19 protein-coding genes and 2 tRNA genes are annotated in these 23,045 nt (G+C 60.1%); 19 read left to right on the top strand and 2 right to left on the bottom strand.

Annotation, left to right across the window (positions count from 1 at the left end):
* Positions 1-3 precede the first annotated feature (3 nt).
* From IFT47_RS15510 to IFT47_RS15565, 12 genes are all read left to right on the top strand, one after another.
* Positions 4-1,500, top strand: coding sequence for an NAD(P)H-hydrate dehydratase (locus IFT47_RS15510; protein WP_192171097.1), 1,497 nt, complete (start codon positions 4-6; stop codon positions 1,498-1,500).
* Complete coding sequence (gene tsaE, locus IFT47_RS15515) at positions 1,488-1,958, top strand: tRNA (adenosine(37)-N6)-threonylcarbamoyltransferase complex ATPase subunit type 1 TsaE (RefSeq protein ID WP_192171096.1); 471 nt, start codon at positions 1,488-1,490, stop codon at positions 1,956-1,958. The genes IFT47_RS15510 and tsaE overlap by 13 nt, the downstream gene beginning before the upstream one ends.
* Positions 1,959-1,971: 13 nt before the next feature.
* Positions 1,972-3,411, top strand: coding sequence for an N-acetylmuramoyl-L-alanine amidase (locus IFT47_RS15520; RefSeq protein WP_197983590.1), 1,440 nt, complete (start codon positions 1,972-1,974; stop codon positions 3,409-3,411).
* A 50-nt stretch (positions 3,412-3,461) separates the two neighbouring features.
* A complete protein-coding gene (mutL, locus tag IFT47_RS15525) occupies positions 3,462-5,393 on the top strand; it encodes a DNA mismatch repair endonuclease MutL (RefSeq protein ID WP_192171471.1) in 1,932 nt (643 codons plus the stop codon).
* A complete protein-coding gene (miaA, locus tag IFT47_RS15530; protein ID WP_192171094.1) occupies positions 5,393-6,364 on the top strand; it encodes a tRNA (adenosine(37)-N6)-dimethylallyltransferase MiaA in 972 nt (323 codons plus the stop codon). The genes mutL and miaA overlap by 1 nt, the downstream gene beginning before the upstream one ends.
* Before the next feature lie 105 nt (positions 6,365-6,469).
* Positions 6,470-6,730, top strand: a complete 261-nt coding sequence (gene hfq / locus IFT47_RS15535; protein WP_019691505.1) for an RNA chaperone Hfq — start codon at positions 6,470-6,472, stop codon at positions 6,728-6,730.
* A 12-nt stretch (positions 6,731-6,742) separates the two neighbouring features.
* Complete coding sequence (hflX, locus tag IFT47_RS15540) at positions 6,743-8,044, top strand: ribosome rescue GTPase HflX (RefSeq protein WP_192171093.1); 1,302 nt, start codon at positions 6,743-6,745, stop codon at positions 8,042-8,044.
* 96 nt (positions 8,045-8,140) lie between these two features.
* Positions 8,141-9,322 carry an FtsH protease activity modulator HflK gene (gene hflK / locus IFT47_RS15545; RefSeq protein WP_192171092.1) on the top strand — a complete coding sequence of 394 codons (1,182 nt, stop codon included), beginning with the start codon at positions 8,141-8,143 and terminating at the stop codon, positions 9,320-9,322.
* Entirely contained in the window at positions 9,322-10,191 is an 870-nt protein-coding gene (hflC, locus tag IFT47_RS15550; protein ID WP_122533818.1) for a protease modulator HflC, read from the top strand. The genes hflK and hflC overlap by 1 nt, the downstream gene beginning before the upstream one ends.
* A 290-nt stretch (positions 10,192-10,481) precedes the next feature.
* Entirely contained in the window at positions 10,482-11,669 is a 1,188-nt protein-coding gene (locus IFT47_RS15555) for an ATP phosphoribosyltransferase regulatory subunit (RefSeq protein ID WP_192171091.1), read from the top strand.
* A gap of 54 nt (positions 11,670-11,723) precedes the next feature.
* The gene (locus tag IFT47_RS15560; protein WP_122533816.1) at positions 11,724-13,016 is read left to right on the top strand and encodes an adenylosuccinate synthase; all 1,293 of its coding nucleotides are present in this window, start codon (positions 11,724-11,726) and stop codon (positions 13,014-13,016) included.
* A gap of 162 nt (positions 13,017-13,178) precedes the next feature.
* On the top strand, positions 13,179-15,113 hold the full coding sequence (locus IFT47_RS15565) for a methyl-accepting chemotaxis protein (protein WP_192171090.1): 1,935 nt from the start codon (positions 13,179-13,181) through the stop codon (positions 15,111-15,113).
* Positions 15,114-15,187: 74 nt separating this feature from the next.
* Here IFT47_RS15565 and IFT47_RS15570 read toward each other — a convergent pair.
* A tRNA-Leu gene (locus IFT47_RS15570) sits at positions 15,188-15,274 on the bottom strand.
* 195 nt (positions 15,275-15,469) lie between these two features.
* Positions 15,470-15,556, bottom strand: a tRNA-Leu gene (locus tag IFT47_RS15575).
* Positions 15,557-15,769: 213 nt separating this feature from the next.
* Between IFT47_RS15575 and rnr the strand changes: the two genes are divergently transcribed.
* The 7 genes from rnr (at position 15,770) to dnaB (ending at position 23,022) form a co-directional block, all read left to right on the top strand.
* Positions 15,770-18,388, top strand: coding sequence for a ribonuclease R (rnr, locus tag IFT47_RS15580; RefSeq protein WP_192171089.1), 2,619 nt, complete (start codon positions 15,770-15,772; stop codon positions 18,386-18,388).
* Positions 18,385-19,134: a 23S rRNA (guanosine(2251)-2'-O)-methyltransferase RlmB gene (rlmB, locus tag IFT47_RS15585; protein WP_037015712.1), complete on the top strand. Its 750-nt coding sequence runs from the start codon at positions 18,385-18,387 to the stop codon at positions 19,132-19,134. Before rnr ends, rlmB begins: the two co-directional genes overlap by 4 nt.
* A gap of 258 nt (positions 19,135-19,392) precedes the next feature.
* Positions 19,393-19,815, top strand: a complete 423-nt coding sequence (rpsF, locus tag IFT47_RS15590; RefSeq protein WP_065987796.1) for a 30S ribosomal protein S6 — start codon at positions 19,393-19,395, stop codon at positions 19,813-19,815.
* 28 nt (positions 19,816-19,843) lie between these two features.
* Positions 19,844-20,074, top strand: a complete 231-nt coding sequence (rpsR, locus tag IFT47_RS15595; protein WP_037015707.1) for a 30S ribosomal protein S18 — start codon at positions 19,844-19,846, stop codon at positions 20,072-20,074.
* A gap of 38 nt (positions 20,075-20,112) precedes the next feature.
* The gene (locus IFT47_RS15600; protein ID WP_192171088.1) at positions 20,113-21,009 is read left to right on the top strand and encodes a hypothetical protein; all 897 of its coding nucleotides are present in this window, start codon (positions 20,113-20,115) and stop codon (positions 21,007-21,009) included.
* A 19-nt stretch (positions 21,010-21,028) separates the two neighbouring features.
* Positions 21,029-21,475, top strand: a complete 447-nt coding sequence (gene rplI / locus IFT47_RS15605) for a 50S ribosomal protein L9 (RefSeq protein ID WP_065987794.1) — start codon at positions 21,029-21,031, stop codon at positions 21,473-21,475.
* 149 nt (positions 21,476-21,624) lie between these two features.
* Positions 21,625-23,022, top strand: coding sequence for a replicative DNA helicase (gene dnaB / locus IFT47_RS15610; RefSeq protein WP_065987793.1), 1,398 nt, complete (start codon positions 21,625-21,627; stop codon positions 23,020-23,022).
* The last annotated feature ends 23 nt before the right edge of the window (positions 23,023-23,045 follow it).

Consider the following 23,045-nt stretch of genomic DNA (forward strand, 5'->3'; position numbering starts at 1 on the left):
CGCATGTTGCACAGCAAACCCCCATTTCCCGACGCACTGTACAGCGCCGCTCAGGTCCGCGACCTCGATGCGCGCCTGATTGCCGCCGGCACGCCCGGCTTCGAGCTGATGCAACGGGCCGCCCATGCCGCGTGGCGGGCAATACGCCGCCGTTGGCCTGAGGACAAACAGCTGACGGTGATGGCCGGTCGCGGCAATAACGCAGGTGACGGCTATCTCATTGCTGCGCTGGCCCGACGTGCCGGTTGGCAAGTTAACGTGCTGGCCGTGGGTGATTGCGACGCGCTGGCCGGCGATGCCCGTTCGGCCTATGAAGAGGCCGTCGCCGCCAATGTCGATATTCAGTCATGGCAACAGCAGGCGCTGGCCGGCATCGTGGTCGACGCGTTACTGGGGACTGGACTGACGGGCGACGCGCGCGCGCCTTACGCTGCGGCCATTGAAGCCATCAACGACAGTGAGTTGCCCGTCATGGCCGTCGATCTCCCTTCGGGACTGTGCGCGGACACGGGGCGAACCCTCGGTTGTGCAGTTCACGCCGATCTGACCGTCACCTTCATCGGCCTCAAGGTCGGGCTGTTCACCGGCGATGCGCCCGAGCTGGTGGGTGAGCTGGTGTTCGATGACTTGCAGGCGGACGCCGAGATCATTCGGCAGACGCCAGTGAGCGTCAGACGGCTGGATACCTTCAATCTGCCTACCCTGGCCCCTCGCTCACGCACTGCGCACAAGGGCATGTTCGGCCGCGTGCTGGTGGTGGGCGGCGATCGGGGCTTCGGCGGCGCGGCATTGCTCGCCACTGAAAGCACGCTGCGCACCGGCGCGGGCATGGTCACGCTGGCAACGCGGCCGGAACATGTCAGCGCCGCGCTGACGCGATTCCCCGAAGTCATGAGCGCCGGCATCAGCTCGGCCAACCAGTTGCGCGCCTTGATCGAGCCCGCGTCGGTGCTGGTGGTCGGTCCGGGCCTCGGTCAGCACAGTTGGGGGAAAAGCCTGTTGTCGGCGGCTGCCAACGCGCCGTTGCCGCAGGTCTGGGATGCTGACGCGCTGAACGAGCTGGCGACCGGCACGGTGCAACTGCCCGAGGGCAGCGTAATCACCCCGCATCCTGGCGAAGCCGCGCGGCTGCTGGGCACCGATACCAAACACATTCAAGCCGATCGTCCGGCTGCGGCGCGGGCGCTGGCTAAAAAATTTAACGCTGTATGCGTTTTAAAAGGCAGCGGCAGCCTGATCGCCAACCCTGCGGGTGACCTCTCACTGGCCAATCATGGCCATCCGGCGATGGCGACCGGCGGGCTGGGCGATGTGCTGTCCGGTGTCATCGGCGCGCTGATGGCGCAAAAGATGAGCGCCTACGACGCTGCCTGTCTGGGTGTCTGGCTGCACGCCCTCGCCGGTGAGCAATGTGGCGCCAGCGGGCGAGGGCTCGCTGCCGCTGATCTGATTCCTGTTATTCGCCAGCTTCTGGAGGAGCACCAACCGTGTCTGAGCTAACCCTGGAGCTCATGGGTGAAGAGGCCATGACCCACTTCGGCGCACGTATTGCCCAAGTGACTGAAAGCAATGGGATTATTTTTCTGGAGGGCGATCTGGGGGCGGGCAAGACCACGCTGTCCCGAGGGATCATTCGCGGCCTTGGCCATACTGGCGCGGTTAAAAGTCCGACGTTTACGCTGGTAGAACCTTACGAAATTGGGAGAAACCGCGCGTATCACTTTGATCTCTACCGACTTGTTGATCCAGAAGAGCTAGAATTCCTCGGCATCCGGGACTATTTCGAAGGCGATGCCCTTTGTCTCATCGAATGGCCCAATCTTGGTGCAGGCTTTTTGCCAAAGCCTGACCTGATCATTACCATAAGGCCGCTCGATCAAGGTCGAGCGCTGACGCTGAGCCCTAAAAGCTCCCGTGGTGAGCAGTGGTGTGCCGCTTTGGCGCCGTCGTTTAAATAGAAATTCATTAGATATGGGGTTTGGTATGCGCATGCGCGCGCTGGTTACTGTGATTGGACTGCTGCTGGCGACACTGGCTGTCGACGCGTTGGCCGCTTCACAGGTACGAAGTGTCCGCTTATGGCGTGCTCCGGATAACACTCGGCTGGTTTTCGACCTGTCTGGCCCCGTTCAGCACAGCGTCTTCACGCTGCAGTCCCCTGATCGTCTGGTCATTGATATCAATGGCGCCACCCTGGGTGGCGCGTTGAATGTGCCGACGGCCAATACGCCGATCACCAGCATGCGCTCGGCGCAGCGCACGCCTGACGACCTGCGCGTGGTCATCGACCTGAAAAAGGCGGTGACACCAAAGAGTTTCACCCTCGCGCCGAACCAGCAATACGGCAACCGTCTGGTCGTCGATCTGTACGACAACGCCGCCGATGCCAATCCGCCGCCGTCGGTTGCCGATACCCCGGCCACCGCTGCTCCGGCGACGCCTGCGGTGCCGGTCAGTCCGTCCAAACCTGAAATCAAACTCACCCCTGTGCCGAATGGCAAGCGTGACATTGTTGTCGTCATTGATGCCGGTCACGGCGGCGAAGACCCAGGCGCGTCCGGCGGCCGCGGTGAGAAAGAAAAGAACGTCGTGCTCGCGATTGCCAAGGAGCTGCAGCGCCAGATCAACGGCGAGAAGGGCTATCGCGCAGAGCTGACCCGCACCGGCGACTACTTCATCCCGCTGCGTAAGCGCACGGAAATCGCACGCGCCAAGGGCGCTGATCTGTTCGTCTCCATTCACGCCGACGCGGCGCCTTCCTCGGCGGCGTTCGGGGCTTCGGTGTTTGCTTTGTCCGAGCGCGGCGCGACTTCTGAGACCGCACGCTGGCTGGCGGACAGTGAAAACCGTTCCGACTTGATCGGGGGCGCCGGGGCTGTGAGCCTCGATGACAAAGACCGCATGCTCGCCGGCGTACTGCTTGATCTGTCGATGACCGCGTCGCTGACCTCAAGCCTGAACGTTGGCCAGAAGGTTCTGACCAACATCGGCCGCGTGACCTCGTTGCACAAATCCCGCGTCGAGCAGGCCGGCTTCATGGTGCTGAAGTCGCCGGACATTCCGTCGATTCTGGTCGAGACCGGCTTTATCTCCAACGCGGCGGAAGCGAACAAGCTGGAAGGTGCAAGCCACCAGCAAGCGTTGGCGCGTTCCATCACCGCCGGCGTGAAGCAATTCTTCCAGCAGAATCCGCCGCAAGGTACGTACATCGCCTGGCTGCGGGACAACGGCAAACTCGCCATGGGTGCGCGCGAGCACACGGTCCGTCCCGGCGAATCGCTGAGCATGATCGCGGCGCGCTACGACATGACCATGCCGATGCTTCGCACCGCCAATCATTTAAGTTCTGACGAATTAAAAGTCGGCCAGCAACTGAGAATCCCCAGCGCAGAACTGGCAGGTGAGCCGTGACTGACCTGTTGCTCGGTGATCAGGAACTGGATGTCAGCGTAAGCGCGGATTTGCCTGCGGCAGAAGCCGCGCGTATCCAGCTGCTCAGCCCACGGCTTGCCAACCAGATTGCTGCGGGCGAGGTCGTCGAGCGACCGGCATCAGTAATCAAGGAGCTGCTCGAAAATAGCCTCGATTCCGGCGCGCGTCGTATCGATGTCGACGTTGAGCAGGCCGGCATCAAGCTGCTGCGTGTTCGCGACGACGGTGGCGGCATTTCTTCGGATGACCTGCCCCTGGCGCTGGCCCGACATGCCACCAGCAAGATCCGCGAGCTGGAAGACCTTGAGCGCGTCATGAGCCTTGGTTTCCGGGGTGAGGCGCTGGCCTCGATCAGCTCCGTGGCCCGTCTGACCCTGACGTCGCGCACCCGCGATGCTGATCAGGCGTGGCAGGTCGAGACCGAAGGCCGCGACATGGCTTCTCGCGTTCAGCCTGCTGCGCACCCTGTCGGCACCTCCGTGGAAGTGCGCGACCTGTTCTTCAACACTCCTGCGCGGCGCAAGTTTCTCAAGGCCGAGAAAACCGAGTTCGATCATCTCCAGGAAGTCATCAAGCGCATGGCGCTGGCGCGTTTCGACGTGGCCTTTCACTTGCGCCATAACGGCAAGACCGTCCTGAGCCTGCACGAAGCGCGCGATGACGTATCGCGTGCGCGACGGGTGTCGGCTATTTGCGGCCCCGGGTTTCTGGAACAGGCGCTGCCGATCGAGGTCGAGCGCAACGGTTTGAGGTTATGGGGTTGGGTCGGACTGCCGACGTTCTCCCGCAGTCAGGCCGATCTGCAGTATTTCTTCGTCAATGGCCGTGCGGTCCGCGACAAACTGGTTGCCCACGCGGTGCGTCAGGCTTATCGCGACGTATTGTTCAACGGCCGGCATCCGACCTTCGTGCTGTTTTTCGAAGTCGATCCGGCAGTCGTCGACGTCAACGTCCACCCGACCAAGCACGAAGTGCGGTTCCGCGACGGGCGCATGGTTCACGATTTCCTCTACGGTACGCTGCATCGGGCGCTCGGCGATGTACGGCCTGAGGATCAGCTTGCAGGTACGACCTCGGTCACCGCGCTGGTGCGCCCAAGCGGGCCGGATGCCGGCGAGTTCGGGCCCCAGGGCGAAATGCGCCTGGCCAATAACGTGCTCGAGACGCCGCAGGGTCAGGCCTGGAACCCGCCCGCCGGATCCGCCCCCGGCTCTGGCAGCGGCGCGGGTTATCAGTATCAGTACACGCCGCGGCCGTCGTCGGTGCTTCCGGCTGAAGAGGCGCGTGCTGCTTACAGCGAATTCTTTGCCCCGCTGCCCGGCGCACAGGCTCCGGTGGGTGCAGGCAGCGTCGCGTTGCCCGACTCCCAAGGCGATGTGCCGCCGCTGGGTTATGCCCTCGCTCAGCTCAAGGGCATTTATATCCTCGCGGAAAACGCCCACGGCCTGGTGCTGGTGGACATGCACGCCGCCCATGAGCGGATCATGTACGAACGTTTGAAGATCGCCATGGCCAGCGAAGGCCTGAGCGGTCAGCCGCTGCTGGTGCCGGAGTCCATCGCGGTCAGCCAGCGTGAGGCCGACTGCGCCGAAGAGCATATGACGACCTTCCAGCAACTGGGCTTCGAATTACAGCGCCTGGGGCCAGAGACGCTCGCGATCCGGCAGATCCCCGCGCTGCTCAAGCAGGCTGAGGCGAATCGACTGGTGCACGACGTGCTGGGCGATCTGATGGAGTACGGCACCAGCGACCGCGTTCAGGCGCACATGAATGAGCTGCTCGGCACCATGGCGTGCCACGGCGCGATTCGCGCCAACCGGCGGCTGGCCATTCCGGAAATGAACGGCCTGCTGCGTGATATGGAAAACACCGAGCGCAGCGGTCAATGCAACCACGGACGGCCCACCTGGACCCAGCTGGGTCTGGATGATCTGGACAAACTATTCCTGCGCGGTCGCTGATGAGTGCTCTTCCTCCGGCCATCTTTCTGATGGGGCCGACCGCCGCCGGGAAAACCGATCTCGCCATCGAGCTGACCAAGGTGCTGCCGTGTGAGCTGATCAGTGTGGATTCAGCGCTGGTCTATCGCGGCATGGACATTGGCACCGCCAAGCCATCAAAAGCACTTCTGGAAAAGTATCCGCACCGGCTCATCGATATCCTCGACCCCAGCCAGAGCTACTCTGCGGCGGATTTTCGAACCGATGCCTTGCAGGCCATGGCGGAAATTACCGCCCGGGGAAAAATTCCTCTGCTGGTGGGCGGCACGATGTTGTATTTCAAGGCTCTACTGGAAGGCCTGGCCGATATGCCGGCGGCTGATGCCCAAATTCGTGCGCAGATTGAGGCGCAGGCGGCCAGTCAGGGTTGGCAGGCATTGCATGATGAGCTGGCGAGCGTCGATCCGGTGTCGGCAGCGAGAATTCACCCCAACGATCCTCAGCGGCTGGTTCGTGCGCTGGAAGTCTTTCGGGTTAGCGGAATGAGCATGACCGCGCACCGTGAACAACAAAGTGCGCAAAGTGCTCAAGCGAGCGCTTCGGGGCGTCATCAATTGCCCTATACTGTCGCAAATCTCGCGATCGCACCGACGGATCGCAAGGTGCTCCACGACCGAATTGCTGTGCGTTTCAGGCAAATGCTTGATGAAGGATTCGTTGAAGAAGTCGTAGCGCTACGTTCGAGGGGTGATCTGCACTCGAATTTACCGTCTATAAGAGCTGTAGGGTATCGCCAGGTCTGGGATCATCTGGACGGCAAGCTGACTCGGGATGAGATGCAGGAGCGCGGCATCATTGCCACGCGCCAGTTGGCCAAGAGGCAGTTCACCTGGTTGCGCAGCTGGCAGGATTTGCACTGGTTGGACAGCCTGGCTAGCGACAATCTGTCACGCGCCTTGAAATACCTGGGGTCGGTCTCCATATTGAGCTGAGTCCTTGCAATAGCCGTCTATCCTTGGGGGATAGCCTTCGGGAGGTAGCGGCCCAAGCCAACGTTTTCGAAATTTATTCTATTGATCCTTAAAGGAGTGCGGCACATGTCAAAAGGGCATTCGCTACAAGACCCTTACCTGAACACTTTGCGTAAAGAAAAGGTTGGGGTTTCGATCTATCTGGTAAACGGCATCAAGCTGCAAGGCACTATCGAATCTTTTGACCAGTTCGTTATTTTGCTGAAGAACACTGTCAGCCAAATGGTCTACAAACACGCCATCTCGACTGTCGTTCCTGTCCGCCCGATTCGTCTGCCTAGCGCTACCGAATCCGAGCAGGCTGACGCCGAGCCAGGTAACGCCTGATAGGAGTCTGCTTTGTTCTTTGAGCGCCACAGTGGTGGTGAGCGGGCGATCCTCGTTCACTTGGATGGTCAGGACCCTGAGGCGCGCGAAGATCCGCAGGAGTTCAGGGAACTGGCGCTGTCGGCCGGTGCCGATATTGTCTCGTTCGTCAACGTGCCAAGACATCGGCCTACGGCCAAATATCTGGTGGGCAGCGGCAAGGTCGAGGAATTACGCGACCTGGTCAAAACCGAAAAATCAGATATCGTCATCTTCAATCATGTCCTTACACCCAGTCAGGAACGTAACCTCGAACGTGTTTTCGAGTGTCGCGTGCTTGACCGTACGGGCCTGATTCTCGACATCTTCGCCCAACGGGCGCGCACCCACGAAGGCAAGCTGCAGGTCGAACTGGCCCAGCTTGAGCACATGAGTACGCGGCTGGTCCGTGGCTGGACTCACCTTGAGCGTCAGGGCGGTGGTATCGGTCTGCGCGGCCCGGGTGAAACCCAGCTTGAAACGGACCGACGTCTGTTGCGTGTGCGCTTGCGTCAGATCAAGGGCCGGCTTGAAAAAGTCCGCAGTCAGCGTGATCAGGCTCGTCGTGGCCGGTCCCGCGCCGATATCCCTACGGTGTCGATCGTCGGCTATACCAACGCCGGCAAGTCAACGCTGTTCAATGCGGTGACTGACTCCGACGTCTACGCGGCGGATCAACTGTTCGCGACCCTCGACCCGACCCTGCGCCGCCTTGAAGTCAAAGACCTCGGGCCGATTGTGCTGGCCGATACGGTGGGTTTTATCCGCCATTTGCCGCACAAGCTGGTCGAGGCCTTTCGGGCTACGCTCGAAGAATCGAGCAACTCCGATCTGCTGCTGCATGTGATCGACGCTCACGAGCCCGATCGCCTTGAGCAGATCGAGCAGGTCATGGTGGTGCTGGGCGAGATTGGCGCCCAGGACTTGCCGATGCTCGAGGTCTATAACAAACTCGATCTGCTCGAAGGGGTGGAGCCGCAGATTCAACGCGATGCTGATGGCAAGCCGCAGCGGGTCTGGGTTTCTGCCCGTGACGGACGCGGTCTGGATTTGCTCAGGCAAGCCATCGCCGAAGTATTGGGCAATGATCTCTTTGTGGGGACGTTGCGCCTGACGCAGGAGTTCGCCCGGTTGCGTGCCCAGTTTTTCAACTTGGGCGCGGTGCAGAGCGAAGAACACGACGAAGAAGGCCAGAGTCTTCTGGCTGTTCGGTTACCCCGAGTTGAATTCAATCGCCTGGTGAGTCGCGAAGGACTGCAGCCGCTCGAATTCATCGAGCAACACACTTTGCAATAAAAGCCTGACAAAGCGGTTGTACCGCTTTGACGGGCATTCTGTAGCATTGGTCGGCGCGCCGCGGGCGCGTCTTTGCTTTATCAGATGGAGAGCGCTATGGCTTGGAATGAGCCGGGTGGCAACTCGAATAATCAGGATCCTTGGGGTGGTAAGCGCAAGGGCGGCGACCGCAAGGGGCCACCGGATCTCGACGAGGCCTTCCGTAAGCTGCAGGAAAGCCTGAATGGGTTGTTCGGTGGTGGCAAGAAACGCAGTGGCGATGGCGGCGGCAGCGGCGGTGGATCGAGCAAGGGCGGTGGCCTTGGCCTGCTCGGCATCGGTCTGGTCGTGCTGCTCGCCATCTGGCTGTACAACGCAATCTATGTGGTCGACGAGCAGGAGCAGGCCGTTGTGCTGCGCTTCGGCAAGTACTACGAAACCGTCGGGCCGGGTCTGAACATCTATTTCCCGCCGTTCGATCGCAAGTACCTCGAAAACGTGACGCGCGAACGTGCGTACAGCAAGCAGGGCCAGATGCTTACCGAAGACGAGAACATCGTCGAAGTGCCACTGACCGTGCAGTACAAAATTACCAATCTGCAGGATTTCGTGCTGAACGTTGATCAGCCTGAAGTCAGCCTGCAGCATGCGACCGAAAGTGCCTTGCGTCATGTCGTCGGTTCGACCGCCATGGATCAGGTGCTGACTGAAGGTCGTGAGTTGATGGCCAGCGAAATCAAGGAGCGGCTGCAGCGCTTCCTCGATACCTATCGCACCGGCATCACCGTGACTCAGGTCAACGTGCAGAGCGCTGCGGCGCCACGCGAAGTCCAGGAAGCGTTCGATGACGTGATCCGCGCCCGTGAAGACGAGCAACGCTCACGCAACCAGGCTGAAACCTACGCAAACGGCGTGATCCCGGAAGCGCGTGGTCAGGCTCAGCGTATCGTCGAAGACGCCAACGGCTATCGCGATGAAGTGGTCTCTCGAGCCAAGGGTGAGGCGGATCGCTTTACCAAGCTGGTTGCCGAGTACCGCAAGGCACCGGAAGTCACGCGTGAGCGTCTGTATCTGGACACCATGCAGGAAGTCTTCAGCAACACCAGCAAGGTACTCGTGACCGGCGACAAAGGTCAGAACAACCTGCTTTACCTGCCGTTGGACAAAATGATCGATAGCAGCCGTAACGGTTCCAATTCGTCTACCGCCGGCGGCGCTGCTGCTGCACCGGCAGACCCGGGCTCACGAGCAGCGGACATGCAACAGCAGCGTGACACGCGCACTAGGGAGACTCGCTGATGAGCAATAAATCTCTGGTTGCCCTGATTGTCTGCGTCGTGTTGGCCGTGGTCGCATGGAACAGCTTCTACATCGTCGCTCAGACCGAGCGCGCGGTGCTCCTGCAGTTCGGTCGCGTGGTTCAGGCGGATGTTTCGCCAGGCCTGCACGTGAAGATTCCCTACGTGAATCAGGTGCGCAAGTTCGATGGTCGCTTGATGACCCTCGATGCGCCGACTCAGCGTTTCCTGACGCTGGAAAAGAAAGCCGTAATGGTTGATGCCTATGCCAAGTGGCGTGTGAAGGACGCTGAGCGTTTCTACACCGCGACATCCGGCCTGAAGCAGATCGCCGATGAGCGCCTTTCCCGTCGTCTCGAGTCCGGTCTGCGCGACCAGTTCGGTAAGCGCACCCTGCACGAGGTGGTCTCGGGTGAGCGTGACGCGCTGATGGCTGACATCACTGCGTCGCTCAACACCATGGCCGGCAAAGAGCTGGGCATCGAAGTGGTCGATGTCCGGGTCAAGGCTATCGATCTGCCGAAGGAAGTGAATCGCAGCGTGTTCGAGCGCATGAGCACCGAGCGTGAGCGTGAAGCCCGCGAGCATCGCGCCAAGGGTAACGAACTGGCTGAAGGCATTCGTGCCGACGCCGATCGTCAGCGCCGCGTTCTGTTGGCTGAAGCGTATCGCGAGTCTGAAGAGGCGCGCGGTGATGGTGATGCTCAAGCGTCCGCGATCTACTCCAAGGCCTACGGTCAGGATCAGGAGTTCTACGCGTTCTACCGTAGCCTTCGCGCCTACCGTGAAAGCTTCGCCAACAAAAGCGACGTGATGGTGCTTGACCCAGGCAGCGAGTTTTTCCGCTATCTGCAAAAGTCCAAGCCGTAATCGCATCAGCACTTGATCACTCCGCCGGGCGGCAAAACTGCCCGTCGGGGTGATCGCGCGACAAAACGTGTGTATGATGCGGCAGCCGGGAAATTCCCGGCTTTTTTGCGTCTGCACGATTGATTGGCCGTGGCGTGTTCCGTGCGCGGCAGTTTTTTCGAGGACAGTGTTCACGCTATTGCGGCGCATCAGGCAGGGGAGGTTTCCTTGCCATGCGTCCGCAGAATGCTGTCTGCTTCACTCAAGGCTTGCCCAAGGGCCGGCCGCCCGGATCATAGGGGAAAGGCGTAATGACAACGGTTGACCGCTGGCTGCTGCCGGATGGCATCGAAGAAGTACTGCCGCCGGAAGCTGCGCGTATTGAAGTCGCGCGTCGTCAGGTGCTGGATCTGTTTCAGAGCTGGGGCTACGAGTTTGTCGTCACCCCGCACATCGAATACCTCGAATCGCTGCTCACCGGTGCAGGCCAGGATCTGGATCTGCGCACCTTTAAAGTCGTCGACCCGCAATCGGGTCGGCAGATGGGGTTCCGCGCGGACATCACGCCGCAGGTCGCCCGCATCGACGCGCATACATTGCGCCGTGAAGGCCCGAGCCGTCTCTGCTACGCAGGCAGCGTGCTGCATGCCCAGCCGCGTGCGTTGTCGTCCTCGCGCAGTCCGATCCAGCTGGGTGCCGAGTTGTACGGCGATGCGAGCCCGAGCAGCGACGTCGAAGTCATCAGCCTCATGTTGGCGATGCTGCAACTGGCTGACGTGCCGGACGTCCATATGGACCTGGGCCACGTCGGGATTTACCGCGGCCTTGCCCGCGCTGCCGGGTTGTCCGGCGAAGTCGAGCAACAGCTGTTTGATGCACTTCAGCGCAAAGCCATCGACGAGGTCATTGCGTTGACCGAAGGTCTGTCGGCGGATCTGGCCAGCATGCTGCGCGCGCTGGTGGATCTGTGTGGCGACCGTAGCGTGTTGGCGCAGGCTCGCGACCGTCTGGTGAATGCGCCGGCGCCGGTCATCGAAGCGCTGGATGATCTGCAGGAAATCGCCGAACGTCTGTCGGCCCGGTTTCCTGAGCTACCGTTGTATTTTGACCTCGGCGAATTGCGCGGCTACCACTACCACACCGGTGTGGTGTTTGCGGTGTTCGTCCCGGGTGTTGGCCAGTCGATCGCTCAAGGCGGTCGGTACGATGACATTGGTGCCGACTTCGGTCGTGCGCGCCCGGCAACGGGTTTTTCCACCGATTTGAAAACCCTGGTCACACGCGGTCAGGCGCAGATCGAGCTACCGTCAGGCGGTATCTGGATGCCGGACAGCACTGATGCGGTGCTGTGGCAGAAGGTCTGTCAGCTGCGCGCAGAAGGTCAGCGTGTGGTTCAGGCCTTGCCAGGCCAACCGGTTTCAGCGGCGCAAGACGCCGACTGCGATCGGCAATTGATTCAGCAGGGCGAGCGTTGGCAGGTAATGCCGCTGGCCTCTTGAGTTTCCCCGCCGGCCGCTGCCGGCACCAAGTTTGCGCGAATGAGGACAAGTGTTATGGGTAAGAATGTCGTAGTCCTGGGCACCCAATGGGGTGATGAGGGCAAAGGCAAGATCGTTGATCTGCTGACCGAACATGCAACCGCGGTAGTGCGCTATCAAGGCGGCCACAACGCTGGCCACACGCTGGTGATCGACGGCGAAAAAACCGTCCTGCACCTGATTCCGTCCGGCGTCCTGCGCGAAGGCGTGCAGTGCCTGATCGGCAACGGTGTGGTTGTTGCGCCTGATGCACTCATGCGCGAAATCACCAAGCTGGAAGAGAAAGGCATTCCGGTGCGCGAGCGTCTGCGCATCAGCCCGTCCTGCCCGCTGATCCTGTCCTATCACGTGGCCCTTGATCAGGCCCGTGAAAAAGCCCGTGGCGAGCACAAGATCGGTACAACCGGTCGCGGCATCGGTCCGGCTTACGAAGACAAGGTTGCGCGTCGTGGCCTGCGCATCGGTGATCTGTTCCACCGCGAACGCTTCGCCGCCAAGCTGGGCGAGCTGCTGGATTACCACAACTTCGTTCTGGTGAATTACTACAAAGAGCCGGCCATCGACTTCCAGAAGACACTCGACGAGTGCATGGAATACGCCGAGCTGCTCAAGCCGATGATGCTCGACGTGACCGCCACGCTGCACGAAATGCGTCGCGCCGGCAAAGACATCATGTTCGAAGGTGCCCAGGGTTCGTTGCTGGACATCGACCACGGTACCTACCCGTACGTCACCAGCTCGAACACCACTGCCGGCGGCATCGCCACCGGTTCGGGCATGGGGCCGATGTACCTGGATTACATCCTGGGCATCACCAAGGCCTACACCACTCGCGTGGGTTCGGGTCCGTTCCCGACGGAGCTGTTCGACGACGTCGGCGCATTCCTGGCCAAGCGTGGCCACGAGTTCGGTGCAACCACCGGCCGTGCCCGCCGCTGTGGCTGGTTCGACGCTGTTATCCTGCGCCGCGCCATCGACGTCAACAGCATCTCGGGCATCTGCCTGACCAAGCTGGACGTGCTTGACGGTCTCGAGACCATCAACATCTGCGTGGGCTACAAGAACGAGAACGGTGCAGTGATCGACGCCCCGACCGACGCTGACAGCTACATCGGCCTGGAGCCAGTGTACGAAGAAGTGCCGGGCTGGTCCGAGTCGACCCTGGGTGCCAAGACCCTGGAAGAGCTGCCTGCCAACGCTCGCGCTTACATCAAGCGCCTTGAAGAACTGGTTGGCGCACCGATCGACATTATTTCGACGGGCCCTGATCGCAACGAGACGATCGTTCTGCGTCACCCGTTCGATTGATAAGTCGTTGAAACACAAACAAAGGGTCGCTTCGGCGGCCCTTTGTTTTGTCCGTTGGCTTGCACCTCCATTCAATCCCGCCACTGCGGCACGACCCTTGCTGTGATTCCACGTATTACGCGATGCCAACATTTTAATGGCGTGTGTTGTGGGGGATTTCCTGTGTCGGCTGTTACTTCTCTTCTACGCAGTCGCTTGCTGCGACCCGTATTCATTGCTCTTGGTATTGCCCTTGTGGTGCAGGTGCTGGTTGCCGTCGCCCTCACTCGGAGCACCGTTACTGCGCTCGAAGCTGAACTGGCGGCGCGGCTGAGTGTAGATTCGCAACACTTGGCCGACGAACTGGAACAGGCAAGCGGCGACGTAACGTCCAGTCTGGACAGTCTTTCGCAAAATACACGTCAGCGCCTGAGCGCGGGCCTGTCGACGCGTCTGAAAGACGAACAGAAGCAACTGCGTGCGACGCTGGAGAAAGACCTGCGGGATTCAGCGACGGACATGGCCGAGCTGCTGGCTGCTGTCGCGCCACGGGCGATGTGGGATGGCGATACGCCGACGCTGTCGGAGTTCGCGCGCCGTGCGCAACGCAATCCGAACGTGCTTTTTGTGGTCTACGACGATGCTCAAGGTGAGCACCTGACGCGTTATCTGAATCGCGAGAACGAATCGATCAAGGCCCTGCTGGCGAAAGGCGAGGGCGAGCGTGCCATGGACAAGGTCCTGAATGCGGCGCAGAAGGATCCTTCGGTTTATTACGTCGAGGCTTCGATCAGCCCCAACGGTGTGGAAATCGGCAAAGTACGCATGGGCGTATCGACCACGTCGGTGGAAGAGAATCTGGCGGCGCTGGACAAACGCTTCGTTGCGTTGATCGGCAGCGGTGATCAACTGGTTTCGGAAAGTCTGGGCGGCGCTGCGGCCGAGAGTTCTGCCGCATTGCGCTCGCGTCTGCAAACGGCGCAATCGTCGGCCACTGCGATGGCAGCCAATACCAGTTCCGCTGTACAGGAGGCTGCGTCCACGTTGCGCTGGAGAATCGGCGTCGGGCTGTCTCTGGTGGGGCTCGGTGTGCTGGTGGTGTTGGCCATCGTGCTGGGGCGCCGCGTCGTGTTGCGCTTGCAGCTGCTCAATCGTGCGCTGGATGATCTGGCAGCAGGCGAAGGCGATCTGACCAAGCGCGTCAAACTCAACAGCAACGATGAGATAGGCGATATGGCTGCGGCGGTGAACCGCTTCGTCGACAAATTGCAGCCGATCGTTCGAGAGGCGGGCGATGTGGCGCAACAGACGGGGGTTGAGATCGGCGCCATGAGCAAACGCAATGCGGGCGCCGGCGCTGCCGCCGAGTTGCAGCGTGATGAAGTGGCTGCCAGCCTTCAAGCGCTGGCGCAGATGGCTGACGAGGCGCAGGCCGAGAGCCAGGCGATGCAGGCAGCATTGCGGCAGGTGGTGGACATCCGTCAGGCGACCGATGAAAACACACGCACCTCCAATCAGGTGGGCAGCCTGATTGAGGCGCTGGCCGGGCAGGTGGAGACCGGCTCCCAGGTCATCGAGCGGCTGGCGCAGCAAAGCCAGCAGATTGAAGTGGTGCTGGAAGTGATCCATGGCATCGCCGAGCAAACCAACTTGCTTGCCCTCAACGCGGCCATTGAGGCAGCGCGTGCGGGCGAGACCGGTCGAGGTTTCGCCGTTGTCGCCGATGAAGTGCGCGCGTTGGCGAGCAAGACGCAAAGCTCAACGGGCGATATTCAGGAGCACATCGCCAAGCTGCAATCCGGGGCGCGCGAAGCGGTGGCAACGATTGGTCTGGCCGGGCGTCAGGCCAAAGAAGGCTTGGCGGTATTGAAGGACAGCGCGCGGCTACAGCAGTCGGTGCAGTTGTCTGTCGAGCAGGTTCATGCGGCGATTGGTTTAGCGACTCGTGCGGCAGAGCATCAAGCTCACGGCGCGCAAGCAGTACGGGGGCGCGTAGAAGTCATTCACGCTCAAGCCGAGAAGGCTGCGCAGGCCGTGGTGGAAACAACCGCCAGCGGCAAGACGCTGGACAGGCTTGCTGCTCAGCTCAAGGCGAGTCTTGGGCAGTTCCGGGCGTAGTCGCCTGTACGGACGGGGGTATTGCAGCCCCCCAGAAAGCACAAAACCGAGCACTTGGCTCGGTTTTGTTTGTTTGGTGCCCAGAAGAAGACTCGAACTTCCACGACCTTGCGGTCACCAGCACCTGAAGCTGGCGTGTCTACCAATTTCACCATCTGGGCATGGCGCTGATTTAATTAGATTTTTCGTGGGAGTGCAACTGAATTTTTGAATTTCTTCGGGAGGCGGTTGAGCGATTCATTTGCCGCGTGGGACAGGGCAGGGAGAAGTAATCTACGCTGAGGGCAGTTTTGCCAGGCTTGACTTTTCAAACCGCAAAATGCACAAAACCGAGCCTAAGCTCGGTTTCGTTGAATTGGTGCCCAGAAGAAGACTCGAACTTCCACGACCTTGCGGTCACCAGCACCTGAAGCTGGCGTGTCTACCAATTTCACCATCTGGGCAGTTCGTTGATTTCATTCGATATTTCGTTTGATTTCAACTACAACTTGGCAGTGCCGTCGTTGTGGGGCGCATCTTACGGAGGAGATTGAAGGCTGTAAAGCCCCCGTGCAAAAATAATTTGAAATAGCGAAAAGTCCCAGCAAATGCTGTCTTCGCGTTTCAATCTGGTATATGCCAAACTAATTACATCCAGATAAGGTGAACTCATTCTAATGGCCGATTGGCAGTCCCTCGATCCCGAGGCCGCTCGTGAAGCGGAAAAATACGAAAACCCCATCCCTAGCCGTGAGCTGATTTTGGCGCACCTTTCCGAGCGCGGTTCGCCCGCCGCCCGTGAGCAGTTGGTGGAAGAGTTTGGCCTCACGACTGAAGATCAGATCGAGGCCTTGCGGCGTCGGCTCCGCGCCATGGAGCGCGATGCGCAACTGATTTACACCCGCCGCGGCACGTACGCGCCGGTCGACAAGCTGGACCTCATTCTGGGCCGCATCAGCGGTCACCGTGACGGCTTCGGCTTCCTGGTGCCAGATGACGGCTCCGACGACCTGTTCATGAGCCCTGCGCAAATGCGTCTGGTGTTCGATGGCGACCGTGCACTGGCGCGCGTCTCGGGTCTGGACCGTCGCGGTCGCCGGGAAGGCGTGATCGTCGAAGTCATTTCCCGTGCACACGAAACCGTGGTGGGTCGCTACTTCGAAGAAAGCGGCATCGGTTTCGTCCAGCCGGACAACCCAAAAATCCAGCAAGAAGTGCTGATCACCCCAGGCCGTAACAACGGCGCCAAGATCGGTCAGTTCGTCGAGGTGAAAATCACCCACTGGCCGACGCCGCGCTTCCAGCCGCAAGGTGATGTGGTTGAGGTGGTGGGTAATTACATGGCGCCCGGCATGGAGATCGATGTCGCGCTGCGTACCTACGACATCCCTCACGTCTGGCCCGAGGCTGTGCTGAAAGAAGCCGCCAAGCTCAAGCCAGAAGTGGAAGAGAAGGACAAGGAAAACCGCGTCGATCTGCGTCACCTTCCGTTCGTGACCATCGACGGTGAAGATGCCCGCGACTTCGACGATGCCGTTTTCTGCGAAGCCAAGCCCGGCAAGCTGCGCCTGTTCTCCGGCGGCTGGAAGCTCTACGTGGCGATCGCCGACGTATCGAGCTATGTGAAGCTTGGCTCGGCGCTCGACGCTGAGTCTCAGGTGCGCGGCAACTCGGTGTATTTCCCCGAGCGCGTGATCCCGATGCTCCCTGAGCAGCTGTCCAACGGCCTGTGCTCGCTGAATCCGCTGGTTGATCGTCTGGCAATGGTTTGCGAGATGACCATCTCCAAAACCGGCGAGATGACTGACTACGTTTTCTACGAAGCCGTGATCCACTCCCATGCGCGTCTGACCTACAACAAGGTCAGCTCGATGCTGGAGCATCCAAAAGCCGCCGAAGCCAAGCAGCTACGCGAGCAATATGGCGATGTCGTGCCGCACCTGAAGCAGCTTTATGCACTGTACAAAGTGCTGTTGGGCGCCCGGCACGTTCGCGGTGCCATCGATTTTGAAACCCAGGAAACCCGGATCATTTTCGGGACCGAGCGCAAAATCGCCGAGATCCGCCCGACCACTCGCAACGATGCGCACAAGCTGATTGAAGAGTGCATGCTTGCGGCCAACGTAGCGACTGCAGCGTTTCTCAAGAAACACGAGATCCCTGCGCTGTATCGCGTCCACGACGGTCCGCCGCCCGAGCGTCTGGAAAAGCTGCGTGCCTTCCTCGGCGAGCTGGGTCTTTCCCTGCACAAGGGCAAAGACGGCCCGACGCCGAAGGATTATCAGGCGCTGCTCGAAACCATCAAGGACCGTCCGGATTACCACCTGATCCAGACTGTCATGCTGCGCTCGTTGAGTCAGGCGGTGTACAGCTCTGATAACCATGGCCACTTCGGCCTGAATTACGAAGCGTATACCCACTTCACCTCGCCGATTCGTCGCTACCCGGACTTGCTGACTCACCGGGCGATCCGCAGCGTGATCCGCTCCAAGCAGGAAACGCCGCACGTTCGTCGTGCCGGTGCTCCCGTCATTCCGAAAGCGCGCATCTACCCGTACGACGAAGCGATGCTTGAGCAGTTGGGCGAGCAGTGCTCGATGAGCGAACGCCGTGCTGATGAGGCCACCCGCGACGTCACGAACTGGCTGAAATGCGAGTTCATGAAAGACCGCGTTGGCGAGTCGTTCCCGGGCGTGATTACGGCTGTGACCGGCTTTGGTCTGTTCGTCGAGCTGACCGATATCTATGTCGAAGGCCTGGTTCACGTCACCGCATTGCCGGGTGACTACTACCACTTCGATCCGGTCCACCATCGTCTGGCCGGCGAGCGCACAGGCCGCAGCTTCCGCCTGGGCGACACCGTTGAAGTGCGTGTCATGCGTGTTGATCTTGACGAGCGCAAGATCGATTTCGAAATGTCCGAGAAAACCACCAGCGCGCCGATCGGCCGCAAACGTCGGACGTCCGAGCCTGCTGCAGCAGAGAAGGGCAAGGATTCCAAGGTGTCCTCGTCTGCTTCCAAGTCGGGTCGCCGGACCGCGAAAGAGCCTGTTGCCGAGGCCTATCGGCCAAGTGATGCGGCTGCCAAGAACGCAGAAGTGCGCAAAAGCCGTGAAATGAAGAAAGCGCTGCTGACTGAAGCCAAGGGTGGTAGCAAGGCATCGTCGGGAAAGTCGACGAGTGATTCCGCTGGCGCTTCCGGCAAGTCGAGCAAGCACCGCAAGGGTTCGTCGAAATCGGGCTCGGCTTCTTCTGCAAGCAGTGGCAGTGTTCGCAAGCCTAAGGCCAAGTCATGAGTCAGCTGGAAAAAATCTACGGTGTTCATGCCGTAGAGGCGCTTTTGCGTCATCACCCGAAGCGGGTCAAGCAGATCTGGCTGGCTGAAGGGCGCAGCGATCCACGGGTTCAGGTGCTCATCGAGCTCGCTGCGCAGAATCGCGTGTCGGTGGGGCAGGCCGAGCGCCGCGAGATGGATGCTTGGGTTGAGGGCGTTCACCAAGGCGTGGTGGCGGATGTCAGTCCGAGCCAGGTCTGGGGCGAGGCGATGCTCGACGAGCTGCTCGACCGCACCGAAGGTCCGCCGCTGATCCTAGTGCTGGATGGCGTCACCGATCCGCATAACCTGGGCGCCTGCCTGCGGACTGCCGATGCGGCCGGTGCGCTGGCGGTGATCGTGCCGAAAGACAAGTCCGCGACTTTGACGCCGACCGTGCGGAAAGTGGCGTGCGGCGCGGCCGAGGTCATTCCTCTCGTGGCCGTGACCAACCTGGCGCGCACGCTGGAAAAACTCCAGCAACGCGGCCTGTGGGTTGTCGGTACCGCAGGTGAGGCCGAGCAAGAGTTGTATCAGCAGGACCTGACTGGCCCGACCATCCTGATCATGGGGGCTGAAGGTAAAGGCATGCGCCGCCTGACCCGCGAGCATTGCGATTATCTGGTACGTCTGCCGATGGCGGGCAGCGTCAGCAGCCTCAACGTTTCGGTCGCGACAGGCGTCTGCCTGTTCGAAGCCCTGCGCCAGCGCGCGGCTGCCAAGAAGTAGTTGTCAGTAGCGAGCTGCAAGCTGCAAGCCTCAAGCTCGAGCCAGTCACGCTCCGGCTTGTAGCTTGTAGCTTGTAGCTCAAAGCCATTGTTCAAATATTCACCAATCTCCTTGCGCCCCTCCGACCCCTTCTCTACAATCGCGTCCCTTGCTGTCATGGCAGGTGCTCATGTGCCTGTTCCTGTGCAAGATAAACCAGTGTTATTCACTCCTTGTCTGACCGCTTTGGCGGCAGGCTACAACCCGTAAGGAGCATTCATGCGTCATTACGAAATCATCTTTCTGGTTCACCCGGACCAGAGCGAGCAAGTCGGCGGCATGGTAGAGCGTTACACCAAGCTGATCGAAGAAGACGGCGGCAAGATCCACCGTCTGGAAGATTGGGGCCGTCGTCAACTGGCCTACGCAATCAACAATGTTCACAAGGCTCACTACGTGATGCTGAACGTTGAGTGCACTGGCAAGGCTCTGGCCGAGCTGGAAGACAACTTCCGTTACAACGATGCCGTGATCCGTAACCTTGTCATCCGTCGCGACGAAGCTGTTACTGGCCAGTCCGAAATGCTCAAGGCTGAAGAAAACCGCAGTGAGCGCCGTGAGCGTCGCGACCGTCCTGAGCACTCCGACGCCGATGGCGCCGATGGTGATGACAGCGACAACAGCGATAACGCTGACGAGTAATCCACGGACCTTTTGAGGAGCCCATTACATGGCACGTTTCTTCCGTCGTCGTAAATTCTGCCGCTTCACAGCTGAAAATGTGAAGGAGATCGATTACAAAGATCTCAACACCCTGAAAGCCTACGTATCTGAAACCGGCAAGATCGTTCCTAGCCGCATTACTGGTACCAAAGCTCGTTATCAGCGTCAGCTGGCTACCGCTATCAAGCGCGCCCGCTTCCTGGCCCTGTTGGCCTACACCGACAGCCACGGCCGCTGAGACCAGGTAGTCGACAAACGCAGTAAGGGATAGATCGCATGCGCGCCATGGCTGAATTCATCATGCGCGGCCGCATGCAGGCCACTCTCGTAGTGGTTGGATGTGCGGCATTGCCGCTGTTGTTCTGGTTGAGTGCTGCCGCAGGTTGCCTTGTGCTCCTGCGACGCGGAATGAGTGACGCCTTAGGCGTACTCGCCTGGGCTCTGCTGCCGGCTTTGGTCTGGTGGTATTTCGGTGAACCCCGCACCCTGATGGTGTTGCTGGGTTCTTGGGGGTTGGCCGCCGTGTTGCGTGCCAGCGAGTCCTGGGTCCGCGTGCTGCTGGTCAGCGTAGCGGTTGGATTGTTGTATGCAGTGGTTCTGGGCGCGGTGTTTCGCGAGCCCATCGACGCCATGGCGGGAGAGCTGCAAAAGCTCTTGCCCCACGTCTTCGGTGATGTCTACCAGCAGATGTCGGTAGAAGAGCGAGCGCGTCTGGGGGCACTGATTACACCCGTCCTCAACGGCCTGATTGCAGCGTTGTTGCAGATCGTCAGCGTGGTATGCCTGATCCTTGGGCGGTACTGGCAGGCGTTATTGTATAACCCAGGCGGTTTCGGGCGCGAATTTCGCAGCCTGAAACTCCCGCGGGCACCGATGCTGGTGCTGCTGGTGTGCATGTTGGTGGGGCCGAACTTCGGTCCTCAACTGGCGATGCTGACACCGTTGTGCAGCGTACCGCTCATGTTCGCGGGCCTGGCCCTGATTCACGGTCTGGTGGCTGCAAAGCGCCTGACACGGTTCTGGCTGGTGGGGTTGTACGTCACGCTGTTGCTGTTCATGCAGCTGATCTATCCGTTGCTGGTGGTGATTGCCATTGTCGACAGCCTGATTGATTTTCGCGGCCGTCTGGCGTCGAAAGATGCCGATAACGGTTCTGCGAACGGTGAAGGTTAAAGTTAAGAGGTTTTACCAAATGGAACTCATCCTGCTGGAAAAAGTCGCCAACCTGGGCAACCTGGGCGATAAAGTAAACGTTAAGGCTGGCTACGGTCGTAACTTCCTGCTGCCTTTCGGCAAAGCAACCGCTGCAACCGCTGCCAACGTGGCCGCGTTTGAAGAGCGTCGTGCAGAGCTGGAAAAAGCTGCCGCCGAGAAGAAAGCTTCTGCTGAAACTCGTGCTGCTCAACTGGCTGAGCTGGAAGTGACCATCACTGCCACCGCTGGTGACGAAGGCAAGCTGTTCGGTTCGATCGGTACTCACGACATCGCTGACGCACTGACCGCCTCTGGCGTTGAAGTGGCTAAAGCTGAAGTTCGTCTGCCGAACGGCACCATCCGTAACGTTGGCGAATACGACGTAGCCGTGCACCTGCACAGCGATGTTGAAGCTACCGTTCGCGTTGTTGTTGTAGCTGCTTAAGCAGTATGGTTTCTGCGCTTCGGTGCAGAAGTCTGACCGACTGACGACTCGCTCCTCGGTCGGTTAGCATTGGGCACGTTCCTGTTCGCAGGTCGTGCCCTTTGTCATTTCTGAGTATCCTGATTCAACCCCCTGATTTCCGTGTGGCCATGAACGACATCTCCGCTCCCGAGCAATATGATCTGCAAACCGCTGCCCTGAAGGTGCCGCCGCATTCCATCGAGGCCGAACAGGCCGTGCTCGGTGGTTTGATGCTGGACAACAACGCCTGGGAGCGCGTGCTTGATCAGGTGTCGGATGGCGATTTCTATCGTCATGACCACCGTCTGATATTCCGCGCCATCGCCAAGCTGGCGGATCAGAACCAACCGATCGACGTCGTCACCCTGGCCGAGCAGCTCGACAAGGAAGGCCAGACCTCCCAGGTCGGTGGCCTGGGTTACCTGTCGGAACTGGCGAAGAACATCCCGTCCGTCGCGAACATCAAGGCCTACGCCCAGATCGTTCGTCAGCGCGCGACGCTGCGCCAGTTGATCGGCATCAGCACCGAGATTGCCGACAGTGCGTTCAACCCGGAAGGGCGTACCGCTGAAGAGATTCTCGACGAGGCCGAACGCCAGATCTTTCAGATCGCCGAGGCGCGGCCCAAAACGGGCGGCCCGGTCAGCGTCAACGACCTGCTGACCCGTGCGATTGACCGCATCGATACGCTGTTCAATATCGGCGACGGCATCACTGGCCTTTCCACGGGCTACGCCGACCTGGATGAAAAGACCAGCGGTTTGCAGCAGTCTGACCTGATCATCGTTGCAGGCCGTCCGTCGATGGGTAAGACCACCTTCGCGATGAACCTTGTGGAAAACGCGGTGCTCCGCAGCGACAAGGTGGTTTTGGTCTACTCGCTGGAGATGCCAGGCGAATCGCTGATCATGCGTATGCTTTCGTCGCTCGGTCGTATCGATCAGACCAAGGTCCGTTCCGGTCAGCTCGATGACGATGACTGGCCGCGCCTGACATCGGCGGTCAACCTCCTCAACGATCGCAAGCTGTTCATCGATGACACGGCCGGCATCAGCCCCTCCGAGATGCGAGCGCGCACGCGGCGGCTGGTCCGCGAACATGGCGACATCGGCCTGATCATGATCGACTACCTGCAGCTGATGCAGATCCCTGGCTCGAGCGGGGATAACCGGACGAACGAGATTTCCGAGATCTCCCGTTCCCTCAAAGCGCTCGCCAAGGAATTCAATTGCCCGGTGGTCGCGCTGTCCCAGCTGAACCGCTCCCTCGAGCAACGTCCCAACAAGCGCCCGGTGAACTCCGACTTGCGGGAATCCGGAGCGATCGAGCAGGACGCCGACGTCATCATGTTCGTGTACCGGGATGAGGTGTATCACCCCGAGACCGAACACAAGGGCATCGCTGAAATCATCATCGGCAAGCAGCGGAACGGCCCGATCGGGTTCATTCGGCTTGCGTTCATCGGCAAGTACACCCGCTTCGAAAACCTCGCGCCGGGCAGTTACAACTTTGATGATGATGAGTAGGTAGCCGGTTCAGGGCTAACCAC

Origin of the sequence: Pseudomonas sp. CFBP 13711 (assembly GCF_014842265.1) — a bacterium.
Taxonomy (GTDB): Bacteria; Pseudomonadota; Gammaproteobacteria; order Pseudomonadales; family Pseudomonadaceae; genus Aquipseudomonas.